This is a genomic window from Bordetella saccharivorans, from assembly GCF_045862855.1.
GTDB lineage: Bacteria > Pseudomonadota > Gammaproteobacteria > Burkholderiales > Burkholderiaceae_B > Bordetella_A > Bordetella_A petrii_F.
Window position 1 is genome coordinate 1196823 of the sequence record NZ_BAAFZO010000001.1, and the last position, 15348, is coordinate 1212170.

At 67.7% G+C, this 15348-nt stretch carries 14 protein-coding genes; 8 read left to right on the top strand and 6 right to left on the bottom strand.

Translation table 11 applies throughout. From position 1 onward, the window contains the following. Window positions 1-586: 586 nt before the first annotated feature. Genes ACKTT0_RS05745 through ACKTT0_RS05760 form a run of 4 tightly spaced genes read right to left on the bottom strand, consistent with a single transcriptional unit; the run spans window position 587 to window position 4905 of the window. Window positions 587-2200, bottom strand: coding sequence for a GMC family oxidoreductase (locus ACKTT0_RS05745; protein ID WP_472977674.1), 1614 nt, complete (start codon window positions 2198-2200; stop codon window positions 587-589). A 19-nt stretch (window positions 2201-2219) separates the two neighbouring features. Further along, complete coding sequence (locus tag ACKTT0_RS05750; protein WP_407848859.1) at window positions 2220-3035, bottom strand: shikimate dehydrogenase family protein; 816 nt, start codon at window positions 3033-3035, stop codon at window positions 2220-2222. A gap of 23 nt (window positions 3036-3058) precedes the next feature. Beyond that, window positions 3059-4039, bottom strand: a complete 981-nt coding sequence (locus tag ACKTT0_RS05755; RefSeq protein WP_407848860.1) for a transketolase family protein — start codon at window positions 4037-4039, stop codon at window positions 3059-3061. 11 nt (window positions 4040-4050) lie between these two features. Continuing rightward, window positions 4051-4905: a transketolase gene (locus ACKTT0_RS05760; protein WP_407848862.1), complete on the bottom strand. Its 855-nt coding sequence runs from the start codon at window positions 4903-4905 to the stop codon at window positions 4051-4053. 114 nt (window positions 4906-5019) lie between these two features. On the opposite strand from ACKTT0_RS05760, the gene ACKTT0_RS05765 reads away from it, so the two are divergent. From ACKTT0_RS05765 to ACKTT0_RS05800, 8 genes are all read left to right on the top strand, one after another. Beyond that, the gene (locus ACKTT0_RS05765; protein ID WP_407848864.1) at window positions 5020-5751 is read left to right on the top strand and encodes a GntR family transcriptional regulator; all 732 of its coding nucleotides are present in this window, start codon (window positions 5020-5022) and stop codon (window positions 5749-5751) included. A gap of 11 nt (window positions 5752-5762) precedes the next feature. Continuing rightward, on the top strand, window positions 5763-6830 hold the full coding sequence (locus ACKTT0_RS05770) for a glycerol dehydrogenase (protein ID WP_407848865.1): 1068 nt from the start codon (window positions 5763-5765) through the stop codon (window positions 6828-6830). 438 nt (window positions 6831-7268) lie between these two features. Beyond that, entirely contained in the window at window positions 7269-8468 is a 1200-nt protein-coding gene (locus ACKTT0_RS05775; protein WP_407848867.1) for an ABC transporter substrate-binding protein, read from the top strand. Between the two features lie 70 nt (window positions 8469-8538). Next, on the top strand, window positions 8539-9405 hold the full coding sequence (locus tag ACKTT0_RS05780; RefSeq protein ID WP_028354948.1) for a branched-chain amino acid ABC transporter permease: 867 nt from the start codon (window positions 8539-8541) through the stop codon (window positions 9403-9405). A 10-nt stretch (window positions 9406-9415) separates the two neighbouring features. Next, window positions 9416-11197, top strand: coding sequence for a branched-chain amino acid ABC transporter ATP-binding protein/permease (locus ACKTT0_RS05785; RefSeq protein WP_407848868.1), 1782 nt, complete (start codon window positions 9416-9418; stop codon window positions 11195-11197). Beyond that, a complete protein-coding gene (locus ACKTT0_RS05790; RefSeq protein WP_407848870.1) occupies window positions 11190-11894 on the top strand; it encodes an ABC transporter ATP-binding protein in 705 nt (234 codons plus the stop codon). The genes ACKTT0_RS05785 and ACKTT0_RS05790 overlap by 8 nt, the downstream gene beginning before the upstream one ends. A gap of 14 nt (window positions 11895-11908) precedes the next feature. After that, window positions 11909-12904, top strand: coding sequence for an NAD(P)H-quinone oxidoreductase (locus ACKTT0_RS05795; RefSeq protein ID WP_407848872.1), 996 nt, complete (start codon window positions 11909-11911; stop codon window positions 12902-12904). Beyond that, entirely contained in the window at window positions 12901-13668 is a 768-nt protein-coding gene (locus tag ACKTT0_RS05800; protein WP_407848874.1) for an SDR family oxidoreductase, read from the top strand. Before ACKTT0_RS05795 ends, ACKTT0_RS05800 begins: the two co-directional genes overlap by 4 nt. Before the next feature lie 30 nt (window positions 13669-13698). Here ACKTT0_RS05800 and ACKTT0_RS05805 read toward each other — a convergent pair whose 3' ends face one another. Then, window positions 13699-14916, bottom strand: coding sequence for a beta-ketoacyl-[acyl-carrier-protein] synthase family protein (locus ACKTT0_RS05805; protein WP_407848875.1), 1218 nt, complete (start codon window positions 14914-14916; stop codon window positions 13699-13701). Continuing rightward, a complete protein-coding gene (locus tag ACKTT0_RS05810) occupies window positions 14913-15347 on the bottom strand; it encodes an acyl carrier protein (RefSeq protein ID WP_407848876.1) in 435 nt (144 codons plus the stop codon). The genes ACKTT0_RS05805 and ACKTT0_RS05810 overlap by 4 nt, the downstream gene beginning before the upstream one ends. Window position 15348 lies beyond the last annotated feature (1 nt).

Below are 15348 nucleotides of genomic sequence, written 5' to 3' on the forward strand. Positions count from 1 at the left end.
CGGATCTTGAGTTCTTGAGACGCCCGCACGTGCCGGCGGAGCCTGGGCGGCCACGTCGCTCGGCTCGGGCGCGCCACCAGGCGCCCTCGGCCCCCTGCGGGGGCTGCCCTCCCTCCAACTGGCCGCCCAGGCTCCGCCGGCACGCGCGGGCTCGCAGTTTCTCTGGTCGACACTCCGGCGTCGCATGTTGTGTATATGTCAGCATGCAGGTGTCAGACACCCCTGCCCGGGTGGGGGTGGGTAGGCGGGACTGTCGCAAGGGGTGTCTGACACCTACCGACGAATCGCGAATCTCCCAGTCCCCAAAGGTTCAGCGGACCAACGCATGCCGCTGCTGTGAGTCCTGGGCGGGGCTGGGGAGTGCGGGACGGCCAGTTGGAGCGAGGGCAGCCCCCGCAGGGGGCCGAGGGCGCCTGGTGGCGCGCCCGAGCCGAGCGACGTGGCCGGCCCGCACTCCCCAGCCCCGCCCAGGACGCCTCAAGAACGCATTCCTCGGCCGCCGACGCCCCGAGCACACGCCCACGCCGCCGACACCCCCCAGCACACCACTGTGGCCACCCACGCCCCGCATGCATGCCCCCACCACCTAAACTCCATCGCCCGCAGCATCCTCCAGAATCAAATCCGCCCCCTTCTCCGCCACCATCATCACCGCCCCCTGCGTATTCCCCGACACCATCCGCGGCATGACCGAAGCATCCACCACCCGCAAGCCCGGCACCCCGCGCACCCGCAACCGCGAGTCAGTCACGGCGGCCTCGTCGCTGCCCATCCGGCACGTGCCGATCGGGTGGTAGATCGTCTGCCCATTGCGGCGCGCGAAATCCAGCCATTCCTCATCGCTATCCACCTCGGGCCCCGGGCTGAGCTCCTTCTCCACATAGCGCCGCATGGCCGGCTGCCCGACAATGCGCCGGGCGATCTGCATTCCCCGCACCAGGCTGTCGCGGTCGACCTGCGCGCTCAGGAAATTGGGGCGGATCGCCGGCGGGGCCAGCGGATCGGCGGACTTGATATGAATGGACCCCACCGACTCGGGCCGCAACTGCGCCACGCCGATGGTCATGCCGGGATGGCGGTCCAGTATCCGGTCCGCCGCATTGGCATAGCTGGCGTGCACAAAGAAATATTGCACATCCGGCGTCGCCAGGTCGGGCCGCGTCTTGACGAAACCATGCACCAGGCCCGTGCCCAGCGTCAAGATGCCCCGCCGCGCCGCGTAATACCGCGCCACCTGTGCCGCCAGCCGCCACCCGCGCGACATCTCGTTGAGCGTGACCGCATTGCGCACCCGCCAATTCATGCGCGTGGCATAGTGGTCGATGTAATGTTCACCCACCTGGCTGGCCGGCGCCCGCACCGGGATCCCCAGCCCCTGCAGCCGCGCCGGGTCGCCCACGCCCGACAACTCCAGCAACTGCGGCGACTGCACCGCCCCCAGGCACACCAGCGTCTCGCGCGCCGCCCGCACCTCCACCTCGCGGCCATCGCGCCGATAGACCACGCCCGCGCAGCGGCGGCCCTCGAACAACAGGCGCAGCACATGGGCGCCGTCCAACACCGTCAGGTTGGGGCGCCGCAGCGCCGGCTTCAGGTAGCCGTCCACGACACTCCAGCGCCGGCCGCGCCGCTGCAGCACCTGGTAATGGCCGAAACCCTCCTGGTCCGGGCCGTTATAGTCGGGATTGAGCGGCTGGCCATCCTCCGCCGCCGCCCGCAGGAAAGCATCGGAAACCGGGTAACGCTCGCGCACCTGCTCCAGCGCCATGGGCCCCTCTTTGCCGCGCCGCGTGTCGCCCTGCGCGTAATTTTCGATCTTGCGGAAATACGGCTCGACCTCCGCCCATCCCCAGCCCTGCGCGCCATCGGCCGACCAGGCATCGTAGTCCTGCGGCTGGCCGCGCACGTAGATCATGCCGTTGATCAGCGTGGAGCCGCCCAGGCCCTTGCCGCGCGGCACGGCGATCACGCGGCCCTGCACGTTGTCCTCGGGCTCGGTCTGGAAACGCCAGTTGAAATGCGGGTCCACCAGCAGCTTGCTGAAGCCCGCCGGAATCGGAATCCACATGCTGTTGCCCGCGCCCCCGGCCTCCAGCAGCAACACCCGGTAGCGGCCGCTGGCGCTCAGGCGGTTGGCCAGGATGCAGCCGGCCGTGCCGCCGCCGGCAATGACGAAATCGTATTCGCCCCTATGGTCCATCGACATCATGCCCTTCCGTTCAGGCGCCCGGCACGCCCAGGGCGCGCGCCATCAGCGGAATCTGGCAGGCCAGCATGGGCGCGCCGTAATGCACCGGGCAGCCGCGCGCCTGCGCCGCCAGCAGCAAGGGCGTGTCCTTGGGCTGCATGATGACTTCGCACACCAACTGCGCCGGCTGCAGGCGCTCGGCATCGAGCGGCAGCGGATGCTCGGGCGCCATGCCCAGCGAGGTCGCGTTGACCACCAGGTCGTGCCCGGACGGGTCCGGCGTGCCGATATCGATACGGGCCTGCGGATACACCGACAGGATGCGCTGGCGAAGGTCCTCGGCCTTGGCGCGGGTGCGGTTGGCCAGTGTCAGGCGCGCCGCGCCGGCCGCCACCAGGGCAAAAGCGATGGCATTGGCCGCGCCGCCGGCCCCGGCCATGTAGGCGGACTTGCCGCGCACCTCGCGGCCGGCCTCCAGCAGCCCGCGCACGAACCCTTCGCCGTCCAGCATGTGCGCGGTCAGGCGTCCATCGGGGCCGCGCGACAGCACATTGGCCGCGCCGATCTGCCGCGTGACTTCCGAAGCCTCGTCGCACAGCGCCAGCACCTCGGCCTTGTGCGGCATGGTGACGATCACCCCGCCCAGGTTTTCCATCTGGCGCAAGCCCGCCACGGTGGCCGCCAGGCCGGCGGGCTTGACGTGGATGGGCACGCAGACGCCGTCGTGGCCGATCTGCGCGAAATAGACATTCAGGCGCTGCGGCGTCTTCACGTGATAGATGGGATCGGCCAGGATGCCGTACAGCCGGGTATTGCCGGTAATGGTCTTCGGTTCGGTATCGTTCATCGGTTGGACTCCATGGTTTCGGTTCATGCGGTCAGCAGCTCCAGCGCCACCTGCTCGACGCCGGCGCCGTCCAGCTTGTAGTGTGCGTACAGCGTGGTGGGCGGGGCGATCAGGCTGTATTCATCGTAGATGCCGTGGCGGCGCAGGCGCGCACCGGCGCCGGATTCGGCCAGCACCTCGGCCACGGCCGAGCCCAGCCCGCCCAGCACATTGTGCTCTTCCACGGTCATCAGCAGCGGCGCCCGGCGGGCCGCTTCGAGCACCGCCTCGCGGTCGAGCGGCTTGATGGTGGGCATGTCGATCACCCCCACCGAATAGCCGCGCGCACGCAGCCGCTCGGCGGCCTCCAGCGCGGCGCTGACCGTGATGCCGCAGGCGACCAGGTTCAAGTCGCTGCCCTGCGAATGCTGCACCGCGCGGCCGAACGTGAACGGGCAGCCGTCGGCATAGACCTGCGGGTCGCGCCCGCGGCCGATGCGGAAGTAGATGGGCTCGGGCCAGTCCACCGACGCCTTGACCGCCGCCGCGAGCTGCGCGCCGTCGGCCGGCGACACGACGGTCAGCCCGGCGATGGCGCGCATGGCGGAGATGTCCTCGGTGGCATGGTGGGAAGTGCCGTAGAACCCCAGGCTGATGCCGGTATGGTGGCCGACCAGGCGCACCGGCAGGCGCGCGTAGGCCACGTCCATGCGGATCTGCTCGCAGCACAGCAGGCCCAGGAACGACGCGAAGGTGGCGACGAACGGCATCATGCCCGTGGTGGCCAGGCCCGCTGCGGCGGACACCATGTTCTGCTCGGCGATGCCGAACTGCACATAGCGGTCCGGGTAGGCCTCGGCATAGCGGTTCAGGCCATTGGAATACTGCAGGTCGGCCGCGCCGGCCACCACCGGATGGCCGGCGCGGGTCAGGTCGATCAGGGCGTCGGCCAGGTAGGACAGGCCCGGCGTCACCGCGTTCAGCGCGCGGTACTGCCAGGAATCGGGGGAAAGGGTCTGTGCCATGTCGTGCAGCCTCAGATGTCGCGTGACTGGATTTCGGCGATCGCGGCCTGCGCATCGGCCGTCGCCAGGTAGCCCAGGTGCCAGCCGGGCTCGGTTTCCATGAACGACACGCCCTTGCCCTTGACGGTGCGGGCGATGACGCAGGCCGGGCGGGCGCGCGCGGTATCGGCTTTCAGGCGCGCCAGCAGCCCGGTCAGCGCGCGCAGGTCGTGGCCGTCGACTTCGTGCGTCTCCCAGCCGAACGCCGTCCATTTATCCTTGAGCGGCTCCACGCCGATGACCTCGTCGACCTTGCCGTCGAGCTGGTAGCCGTTGCGGTCCACGATGGCGACCAGCCGGCCCAGCCGGTGGTGGGCGGCGAACTGGGCGGCCTCCCAGACCTGGCCTTCCTGCATTTCGCCGTCGCCCAGCATGACGAACACGCTGAACGGCAGGTCCTGCATGCGCCCGCCCAGCGCCATGCCGGCGCCATTCGACAAGGCATGGCCGATGGAGCCGGAGCTGAAATCGACGCCAGGCACCTTGCTCATGTCGGGGTGATCGCCCAGCGGGCTGCCCAGGCGGGTGTAGCCATCCAGCAGCTCCGGCGGGAAAAAGCCGAGATCGGCCAGTACGGGGAACAGGCCGACGGCCGCATGGCCCTTGCCCATCAGGAAACGGTCGCGCGCTTCCCAGCGCGGCTCGCCGCGCCGCAGGCTCATGACGTGGTAGTACAGCGCGGCAAAGATTTCCGCGCAGGAAAACACCGAGCTGTAATGGCCGACCTTGGCGATTTCGATCAGCCGGATAGTTTCGAGCCGGATAAAACGGGCTTTCTCGCGCAGCAGGCTCAACTGCGCATCGGTGGGGGCGTGCGGCGCTTGCATCGCGTCTCCTCGCTGCCGTGTTATTGAATATATGATATATAATATAGCCCATGCACTCAGAAATGGCTATGGCAAGCTAGAATTCATGCGTCCCCTCTCCCGCCGTTCACTGTCATGTCCAGCCTGAAACCGGTAAAAAAAGAAAACCTCTCCGTCCGGGTCTACAACGAGATTCGCAACGCCCTGATCAACGGCCAATACGAGCCGGGCGAACGCTTGATCATCGGCGAACTGGCGCGCCAGATGGGCGTGTCCATTACGCCGGTGCGCGAGGCCATCTTCCGGCTCATCAGCGAACAAGGGCTCGAAATGCAGGCCGCCACCGCGGTGTACGTGCCCTATGTCAATTCCGAGAAACTGCGCGAAATCCAGCAGATCCGCTTCCACCTGGAAGGCATGGGCGCGGCCGAGGCCGCGCGCAACATCACGCCGAAGCAGCTCGACAACCTGGTGGCGCTGCAAAGGGAATTCCTGTCCTACACGGCCACCGACCCCAAGCGGGCCAGCTACCTGAACCGCAAGTTCCACTTCTCTATCCTCGAAGCCAGCAACAAGCCCATCCTGCGCAACACGGTGGAATCGTTCTGGGTCATCACCGGCCCGATCCTGAAGGTATTCCACATCAAGACCGCCGGGCTGGACTACTCCACCGACGAGCACCGCCACGAGGCGGTGCTGGCCGCGCTCAAGGCGCGCGACCCGGAAGCAGCCGCCAAGGCCATCCAGGCCGACCTGGTCTGGGGCGGCGAAATCATGATCGACTGGCTGGTCCAGCGCGAAAAAGAGCAGGCCGAACAGGAACGCGAGCAGGGGCGGCGCCAGGCCGCGAGCCGGGCGCGTCGATAAGGGACCTTTCCATGCTGAAGATCTTCGGCGGCCCCAGCCGCTATATGCAGGGCGCCGGCGCGCTGGAGCGCCTGGGCGAAGTGGCCGCCTGGTTCGGCAAGCGCGCGGTGCTGGTGGCCGACAGCTACGTGCACGACGTGCTGGGCGGACGGCTGGCCGGCCTGTGCGCCGGCCACGGCGTCGCGCTGCGGCCGCTCACCGTCGACAGCGACCTTACGCCCGACCTGGTCGAGCGCCTGCGCGCGCAGGCGGCCGCCCGGCCGTTCGAGCTGGTCATCGCGGCCGGCGGCGGCAAGTCGCTGGACGCCGGCAAGGCGGTGGCGCACGCGGCCCATTGCCACCTGGTCACCGTGCCCACCGTCGCCTCGAACGACGCGCCCACCAGCAAGAACTACGTGCTGTACGACGCGCACCATCAGTTGCTGGCGGTCGAGCACATGGCCTTCAACCCCACGGCCGTCATCGTCGACACCGCGGTCATCGCCGCCGCCCCGCCGCTCTTCTTCCGCGCCGGCCTGGGCGACGCGATTTCCAAGAAGTTCGAGGCCGCGCAATGCCTGGGCGCCGACGGACGCAACTTGTACGATGGCGCGTCGACCTTGACCGCGCAATACATCGCCGAGGGCTGCCTGCACACGCTGCTGGCCGACGGCGAGGCCGCCCTGGCGGCGGCGGGCACCGGCAAGCCCACGCCCGCCTTCGAGCGCGCGGTCGAGGCCATGATCCTGATGAGCGGCCTGGGCTTCGAAAGCGGCGGGCTGTCGATCGCCCATGCGCTGACCCGCGGCCTGCCTCGCATCGCGGGCGTGGCCACCGCGCTGCACGGCCTGCAAGTGGCGGTCGGCCTGCTGGTGCAGCTGGACCTCGAACAGCGCGGCGACGATATGCCGGCCCGCTTGCGACAGTGGTACGGCAAGGTCGGCCTGCCCACTACCCTGCGGGAGCTCGGCGCCACCACGCCGGACCGCCAGGCCATCGACGAAGCCGCCGCCCTGACCCTGAAGGCCCGCCATGCCGCCCATTTCGCGCGCCCGCTGACGCAGCGGGAATTGGCCGAGGCCCTGCTGCGCCACTTCTGACGCCCCCTCAGCCAGCCGGCGCAGCCCAGTGAAGGTCGGTGCAGGGCAGTGCATGCAGGTGTCTGACACCCCAGGCGAAACCGCCGGCATGCCAGGACCGCCTCACGGGGTGTCAGACACCTACGGCACCTAGGGCACTACGACACCTCCGGACGATTCGAGAGCCGCGCTCAGGCCCACAATTTCCACCCTTCCCGGCATGCGACAGAGATATAAGATATATGACAAAAATTGGCTCGCCGACCTCAACAACGCCGCACCACCGCAAAAAAACACTTATCTGACGCGGACTTAGGGAAATCCCTGATTTCCCGCTCTGCCATGCCAACTAGAATCAGGTCGAGGTTTTTCGAACTGGGATCACATATATCATATATTCTTTTATAGGCCGGCTGCGGGCTTGATCGCCCCATCCATACCAACAACAGGAGACAGGCAATGTTCAAAATCCGGAAGTTCGCCCTGGCGCTGGGCATCTGCGGCGCCATCGCCAGCGGCAGCGCCGTGGCCGACATGAAAATCGGCGCGCTGTTCCCCTTCAGCGGCGCGCTGGCGCTGCTGGGCCAGGAAAGCTACCGCGGGCTGGAACTGGCAGTCAACGAAATCAACGCCGCCGGCGGCATCAACGGCGAGAAGATCGAAATCCTCAAGGCCGACGCGGTCGATCCCACCCAGGCGGTGTCGGAAACCAAGCGCCTGATCTCCTCCGAAGTCGTGGCGGTGTTCGGCAGCTACGCGTCCGGCATCTCGTACGCGGCATCGCCGGTAGCCGAGCTGGCCGGCGTGCCCTACTTTGAGCTGGGCGCCACCGCCCACAAGATCACCACGCGCGGCTACAAGTACCTGTTCCGCAGCAATCCCAACACCGCGCTGTACGGGGTGGCGGTGGTCGACGCGCTGCACGAGATCATCGGCCCCGGCATGGGCCTGGACCCGAAGCAGATCAAGATCGGCATCATCCATGAAGACGGCCCCTACGGCACCGACGTGGCCGCCACCGAGAAACAGCGCGCGCAGGAACTCGGCTACACCGTGGCCGAAGTGCTGCCCTATTCCGCCAAGACGGTCGACCTGTCCTCGCTGATCCTGCGCCTGAAGGGCGCCGACGTCGACGTGGTGCTGCAGACGGCCTACCAGAACGACGCCATCCTGTATTTCCGCCAGGCGCGCGCCGCCAACTTCAAGCCCAAGGTGGTGATCGGCGCCGGTGGCGGCTACTCGCTGGCCGATACCGCCAAGGCGGTGGGCGCCGACATGAACGGCGTGTTCGACCTGGACTTCCCCCAGGCGTCCATCAACCCGGCCGGCGCGCCCGGGCTGGACAAGTTCCTCGAGGCCTACAAGAGCACTTACAAGAGCGACCCGCAGTCGGGCCACAGCCTGACCAACTACGTGGGCGCCAAGGCCTTCTTCGAAGCGATCGCCAACGCCAAGTCCACCGAGGCCGACAAGATCCGCGAAGCCGTGCTGGCCTACAAAAAGCCGGCTGGCCAGAGCGCCAACGGCTGGGGCTTCGCCTTCAACGAGGAAGGCCAGAACACGGCCTCGACGTTCTATGTGATGCAGTGGCAGGACGGCAAGCTGGTCACCATCGCGCCGTCCAACCTCGCGCTCGGCAAACCGGTCTTCAACAAGTAGGGCGTATTGCCAGCCGGGAAATCCGGGCCCGCGCGGGAGCCCGGATTTCCACATCTGACGAGGTTGCACAATGGATATATTCGTTCAACTGGTCATCAATGGCCTGTTGCTGGGGGGTGCCTACACCATCATCAGCCTGGGCCTGACGCTGATCTTCGGCGTGGTGCGCGTAGTGAACTTCGCGCATGGCGAGTTCCTGATGGTGGGCATGTACCTGGTCTACCTGATCGCGGTGCAGTTCGGCCTGCACCCCTATGCCGGGCTGATCCCGGTGGCGGTGATCCTGTTCGCGCTAGGCGTGCTGACGCAGCGGGCCATCATCCAGCCGCTGCTCAACGCCGACGAGCATATCCAGATCTTCGCGACAGTCGGCGTATCGACCATCCTGTTGAACCTGGCGCTGGTCATCTTCGGCGCCAACGTGCTGCGGCCGCCGGTCGAGCTGGGCACGCATTCGTTCAGCGTGGGGCCCTATTCCATGGTGACGGGACAGCTCATCACCTTCGTGGTCGGCATCACCCTGGCCGTGCTGCTGCACCAGTTCATGCATCGCACCTACCTGGGCCGGGCGCTGCGCGCCGTGGCCCAGCACCGCTACGCGGCCATGCTGATGGGCGTCAACGTGCATAGTGTGTACGCCATCGCGTTCGGCCTGGGCACCGCGTTCGTGGGCATCGCCGCCGGCCTGCTGGCGCCCCAGTATCCCGTGTTCCCCACCGTGGGCACGTACTTCGTGCTGACCGCCTTCGTGATCGTGGTGCTGGGCGGCCTGGGCAGCCTGTACGGCGCGGTGGCCGGGTCGATGATCCTCGGCATCGTCGATACGCTGGCCGGCTACTACATCGCGCCCGACCTGAAGGAAGTGGTGTATTTCGGGATCTTCCTGCTGATCCTTGTCCTGCGTCCCACCGGCCTGTTCGGCATCGGCACAGAATAAGGAGCGCGCCGTGTTTCCCGACTTCCGCAGTCCCAAAGCCTACGTCAGCCTGCTGCTGCTGGTCGCCATGTTCCTGGTGCCCGCCATCATGGGCACGCCCTTCTGGACCAACCTGTTCGTCCTGCTGTTCGTGTTCGCCGCCTTGTCGGTGGCGTGGAACATCGTCGGCGGCTACGCCGGCCAGCTCTCGCTAGGCCATGCCGTGTTCTACGGCATCGGCGGCTATACGGCCACCCTGCTGACCCAGAACTTCGGCATCACGCCCTGGCTGGGCATGCTCGTCGGCGCGCTGATCTCCGGCGCGGTGGCGATAGTGATCAGCTACCCGACCCTGCGCCTGCGCGGCCCGTTCTTCGCGCTGGCCACCATCGCCATCCTGGAAGTAGTGCGCCTGCTGGTCATCCATGAAGAAAGCTGGACCGGCGGTTCCAGCGGCATCAGCCTGCCGCTGAACATTGGCTGGACCTGGATCGTCTTCCGCGAGAAGATGAACTACGTCATCATCGCCTTCGCGCTATTGCTGCTGGTGCTGTGGGTGTCGTGGTTCATGCGCAAGTCGCGCGTCGGCCATTACCTGATCGCCATCCGCGAACGCGAAGACGCGGCGCTGGCGGTGGGCATCCACACCGTGCGGGTGAAGATCCTGGCCGCGGTGGTGTCGGCCATGCTCACCAGCGTCATCGGCACCTTCCACATCACCTACCTGACCTTCGTCGATCCCAGCTCGGCCTTCTCGCTGGAACTGTCCATCCAGATCGCCATGTTCGCCCTGATCGGCGGCCTGGGCACGGTGGCTGGCCCGGTCGCCGGCACTTTCCTGGTGCTGCCCATTGCCGAAATGGCGCGCGGCTGGCTCAGCGCGGTCGGCAACGGCATGCATGGCCTGGTCTATGGCCTGATCCTGGTGGTGGTGGTGCTGACCATCCCGCGCGGTCTGGCCGGCGCCTTCGGCCCGGCCATCGAGCGCCTGCTGGGGCGCCTGCCCTACCTGGGCACGCCGCGCGCCCGGCGCGAATACGCCGACCATGGCATCGCGCACGACCCGTCGCGCGACGGCCAGCCTGTGCTCAAGGCCGAGAACCTGCACAAGCGCTTCGGCGGCCTGCGCGCCACCAACGACGTGTCGCTGATCCTGCACCAGGGCGAGATCCTCGGCATCATCGGGCCCAACGGCGCGGGCAAGACCACGGTCTTCAACCTGCTGTCGGGCTTCCTGGCGGCCGACCAGGGCAGCGTGACCCTGCTGGACCACCACGGCCGCTGGGTCTCGTGCAAGTCGCCCGACACCTTCGCGCACCATGGCCTGGGCCGCACCTTCCAGATCGCCAAGCCGTTCACCGGCCTGAGCGTGCTGGAGAACATCATGCTGGGCGCGTTCATCCGCACCGCCAACCGCGACGAGGCGGAACAGATCGCCCGACGCGTGGCCGAGCAGACCGACCTGACCGCCGCGCTCGGCATCGAGGCGCGCAGCCTGACCGTGGGCGGCATGAAGCGGCTCGAAGTGGCACGCGCGCTGGCCATCCAGCCGAAGATACTGCTGCTGGACGAAGTGATGGCGGGCCTGAACCCGACCGACATCGAAAAGGCCATCGCCATGATCCGGCGCATCCGCGACAGCGGCGTGTCGGTGCTGCTGATCGAGCACATGATGCGGGCCACCATGGCGCTGTCCGACCGCATCATCGTCATCAACGAAGGCGCGGTGCTGGTCAGCGGCAAGCCGCAGGAAGTGGTGGAAAACCCGGCCGTCATCGAGGCGTACTTGGGCAAGGAGTACCAGGATGCTTAAGGTATCGAATCTGAGTTCCGGATACGGCAAGAGCCAGGTGCTCAACGGGCTGGACTTCGAAGTCCACCCGGGCGAGATCGTCACCCTGATCGGCGCCAACGGTGCCGGCAAGACCACCACCCTGAAGACCCTGTGCGGCGTCATCCCCGCGATGGGCGGCACGGTGGAATTCGAAGGCCGCGACCTCACCAACCATACGCCGTACGACATCGTCGACGCCGGCATCACCATGATCCCGGAAGGCCGCCAGCTGTTTCCGCACTTCACCGTGCACGACAACCTGCTGATGGGCTCCTACAAGCGCGCCGCGCGGCCCATCGTGCAGCGCAAGCTGGACGAGGTGCTGGACCTGTTCCCGCGCGTGCGCGAACGGCTGCGCCAGTACGCGGGCTCGCTGTCCGGCGGCGAGCAGCAGATGGTGGCGATCGCCCGCGGCCTGATGGCCGACCCGAAGCTGCTGGTGTTCGACGAGCCTTCGCTAGGCCTGTCGCCGCTGCTGGTGCAGCAGATGTTCGACACGATCCGCAACGTCACCCGGCACGGCGTCACCGTGCTGCTGGTGGAACAGAACGTATTCCGCACGCTGCGCCTGGCCGACCGCGGCTACGTGCTGGAGAACGGCGCCATCGTGCGGCGCGGCACCGGCCAGGAACTGCTCAACGACCCCCACGTGAAAAAAGCCTACCTGGGCCACTGACCGAGGATTTCCGCATGACCGACACCTGCACTTATATCGACCATGGCCAGGGCGGCGCGCCCGGGTGCCTGGTGCCGGCGACCCGCCCGGTCGACCGGCCCACCGGGCGGCAGGTCCTGATCGAAGTGGCCTACGCCGGCGTGAACCGGCCCGACGTGCTGCAGCGCGCGGGCGCGTATCCGCCGCCGCCGGGCGCCTCGCCATACCTGGGCCTGGAAGTATCCGGCCGCATCGTGGCCGTCGGCCCCGACGCCCGCGACCGCAGGGTGGGCGACGAGGTCTGCGCCCTGACGCCCGGCGGCGGCTACGCCGAATACTGCCTGACCGACGAACGCCACTGCCTGCCCGTGCCGCGCGGGCTGAGCCTGCTGGAAGCGGCCGCGCTGCCCGAGAACTATTTCACGGTCTGGACCAATGTCTTCGACCGGGCCCGTCTGCGGGCCGGCGAGACGTTCCTGGTGCACGGCGGCTCCAGCGGCATCGGCCTGACGGCCATCCAGCTCGCCCAGGCCTTCGGCGCGGAAGTCTGGACCACCGTCGGCACGGCTGAAAAAGCCGAGGCCTGCCGACAGGCCGGCGCCATCCACACCGTGCTGTACCGCGAGCAGGATTTCGAGGAACAGGTCCGCGCCGGCACCGGCGGCAAGGGCGTGGACGTCATCCTCGACATGGTGGGCGGCCGCTACATGAACAAGAACCTGCGCGCCCTGGCGCTCAACGGCCGGCTGGTGCAGATCGCCTTCCTGGAGGGCAGCAAGGCCGACATCGACGCCATGCCCATCATGCTCAAGCGCCTGTCCTTCACCGGCTCCACCCTGCGCCCGCGCAGCGACGAAGACAAGGGCGCCATCGCGCAGGCCCTGATCGACAAGGTGGTGCCGCTGCTGGAGGCCGGCCGCTGCCGGCCGCGCATCCATGAAGTGTTCCCCCTGGCGCAGGCGGCGCAGGCGCACGAGCTGATGGAAAGCAGCCGCCACATCGGCAAGATCATGCTGAAGGTAAAGGAATGACCATGCGCCTGGCAGGAAAAACCGCCATCGTCACCGGCGCGGCCGGCGGCATCGGCTCGGCCATCGTCGCCGGACTGCTGGCCGAAGGCGCGCGCGTCGGCCTGGTCGACGCCGACGCCGCCGCCGGCCAGGCACGGGCCGACGCGCTGGCGGCCGACGGCCACCCCGTCTGCTTCGCCGCGGCGGACGTCGCGCGCTACGAGGCGTGCCAGTCGGCCCATGAAGCCATCATCCAGGTCCTGGGGCCGGCCGACATCCTGGTCAACAACGTCGGCATCTCGCCCAAGACGGCTGGCCGCGCGCTGAAGGTATGGGAAATGCCGCCTGGTGAATGGGACAGCGTAGTGGCCGTCAACCTGAACAGCGCCTTCTACATGACGCACCTGGTCGCGCCGCACATGGTCAGCCAGCGCGCCGGCCGCGTCATCAACATGTCGTCGGTGGCCGGCAAGGCCTACTGTGACATTGTCGGCGCCCACTACGCCGCCACCAAGGCCGCGCTGGTCGGCCTGACCCGCCACTGGGCGGCCGAACTGGGGGAATACGACGTCACTGTCAACGCCCTGGCGCCCGGGCGCATCGGCACGCCGCTGCTGCGCTCCGTGCCGCAGGCCGTCAACGACGCCGTGCTGCGCGTCACCCCGCTGGGCCGCCTCGGCACGCCCGAGGAAGTGGCCGATGCCTGCCTGTTCTTCGCGTCGGACCAGGCCCGGTTTGTCACGGGCCAGGTGCTGGACGTGGCGGGGGGATGGTTGATGACGTAAGACGAGCAAGCGCCACGCTGTGCGGCACGGTCATGGCGCCCGCCCGAACGCAAGGACGGCGTTATTGCCGCCCATGCCGAAGGAGTTGCTGATCGCCAGGCGCAGCTCAGGCAATCGGCGGGCCGTGCCGGGCACGTAGTCGAGATCGCATTCCGGATCGCCGCCTTCCCAGAACAAGGTGGGCGGGACGACGCCGCGCTGCACCGACAGCGCCGTGACAGCGGCTTCGATGGCGCCGGCCGCCCCGATGGCGTGCCCGATGGCGCCCTTGATGCTGCTGATGGGCAGATGGCAGGCATGTTCGCCGAATACCTGCTTGATGGCGGCGGTTTCGATACGGTCACCCACCAGCGTGCCGGTGGCATGGGCGTTGACATAGCCGACGTCGCTCGGCGCCAGGCCTCCATCGACCAGGCAGCGCAACATCGCCAGCGCCTGGCCACGGGCGTCGGGGTGCACCGGGTGGGTTCCGTCGTTACTGACCCCATAACCGCAGAGTTCGGCGATCGCGGTGGCATTGCGCGCCCGTGCGTGTTCGGCGGATTCCAGCACCAGCATCGCGGCACCCTCGCTCAAGGCAAACCCGGTGCGCTTGTGACTGAACGGCCGGCAATAGCCACCGCGCGCGTCCGCGGGCTCGGCGCACAGGACGTACAACTGCTTCCACGCCGCCATGAGCGCGGGGGTGAACATTGATTCCGCCCCTCCCGCGATGGCGATATCCAGATAGCCATCGCGCACGCGGCGAAAGGCTTCTCCAATGGCGACGGCGCCGGCCGAACACGCAGTGGCGTAGGTTTGCGCCTCGGCGACCGACTCCAGCTTCTGCGCGATCAGCGCCGCCGGGGCATGGGGCATGACGGCGGGCACCACCAGCACCGGGCGACGGGGCCGGATGCCATGGTAGGCCTCGACCGCTTCGCACAGTGTCGACACGCCGCCGATGCCCGTCCCCACGAAGACGCCGCACTCGGACAGGCGGGAAGCGTCCAGGGCCGCTTCCGCAACGGCCTGGCCGGTGGCGTACTGGGCCAGCAGCGTCACGCGGTCCATCATGCGGGCCTGGCTGGGCGGCGCGGCCCCGGACACGTCCTCGCGCACATAGCCGACACTCTTGTCGATGCCAGGATCGGGATGCCTGCCAATGCCGCACCTGCCGGCGATGAGTGCCTCGAAAGTCTCCCGGGTCGAGCCGCCCAAGGGCGAGGCCATGCCGATGGCGGTGATCAATACACGTCGACGCATCATTTGTCAGGCTCTGTACATCCGGATGGCTGCTCGTCCGTGGAGGCACGCCGGGCGGCCCAGGCGGCGCGTGGATCCGTGGCGTCGGCCTGCAGCGTGGCGCGACGCGCCGCCACTTCCTGCATATAGGCCATCAAGCCGCTCAAGTTCTTGGGAAACACGCTGGTGATTTCCTGCGCGCCGAGATTGTGGTCGGTAGGCAGCATCTCGTCGGTGGTCAGCCCGAACTCGGTTTCGATCTCCAGCAGGATCTCGAGCACGGCCATGGAGTCGAACTGCGCCACGACGGCCCCGAACTCCTGGTCCTCCAGCAAGGGAGCTGGCTCGCAGCGGCACGTCGCCGCGATGATGGCGGCCAGCTTTTCTCGTAGTAGCCCGGACTCCGGAAGGGATATGGGAGGAAGCGGCGGGAGCTTGGTTGATATGCTTGACATG

Bases quoted from the DNA above. Each gene is read 5' to 3' on its own strand.
- ACKTT0_RS05750 (WP_407848859.1), bottom strand. From the start codon at position 3,035: ATGAACGATACCGAACCGAAGACCATTACCGGCAATACCCGGCTGTAC.
- ACKTT0_RS05770 (WP_407848865.1), top strand. From the start codon at position 5,763: ATGCTGAAGATCTTCGGCGGCCCCAGCCGCTATATGCAGGGCGCCGGC.
- ACKTT0_RS05790 (WP_407848870.1), top strand. From the start codon at position 11,190: ATGCTTAAGGTATCGAATCTGAGTTCCGGATACGGCAAGAGCCAGGTG.
- ACKTT0_RS05800 (WP_407848874.1), top strand. From the start codon at position 12,901: ATGACCATGCGCCTGGCAGGAAAAACCGCCATCGTCACCGGCGCGGCC.
- ACKTT0_RS05760 (WP_407848862.1), bottom strand. From the start codon at position 4,905: ATGCAAGCGCCGCACGCCCCCACCGATGCGCAGTTGAGCCTGCTGCGC.
- ACKTT0_RS05755 (WP_407848860.1), bottom strand. From the start codon at position 4,039: ATGGCACAGACCCTTTCCCCCGATTCCTGGCAGTACCGCGCGCTGAAC.
- ACKTT0_RS05780 (WP_028354948.1), top strand. From the start codon at position 8,539: ATGGATATATTCGTTCAACTGGTCATCAATGGCCTGTTGCTGGGGGGT.
- ACKTT0_RS05775 (WP_407848867.1), top strand. From the start codon at position 7,269: ATGTTCAAAATCCGGAAGTTCGCCCTGGCGCTGGGCATCTGCGGCGCC.
- ACKTT0_RS05805 (WP_407848875.1), bottom strand. From the start codon at position 14,916: ATGATGCGTCGACGTGTATTGATCACCGCCATCGGCATGGCCTCGCCC.
- ACKTT0_RS05795 (WP_407848872.1), top strand. From the start codon at position 11,909: ATGACCGACACCTGCACTTATATCGACCATGGCCAGGGCGGCGCGCCC.
- ACKTT0_RS05810 (WP_407848876.1), bottom strand. From the start codon at position 15,347: ATGTCAAGCATATCAACCAAGCTCCCGCCGCTTCCTCCCATATCCCTT.
- ACKTT0_RS05745 (WP_472977674.1), bottom strand. From the start codon at position 2,200: ATGGACCATAGGGGCGAATACGATTTCGTCATTGCCGGCGGCGGCACG.
- ACKTT0_RS05765 (WP_407848864.1), top strand. From the start codon at position 5,020: ATGTCCAGCCTGAAACCGGTAAAAAAAGAAAACCTCTCCGTCCGGGTC.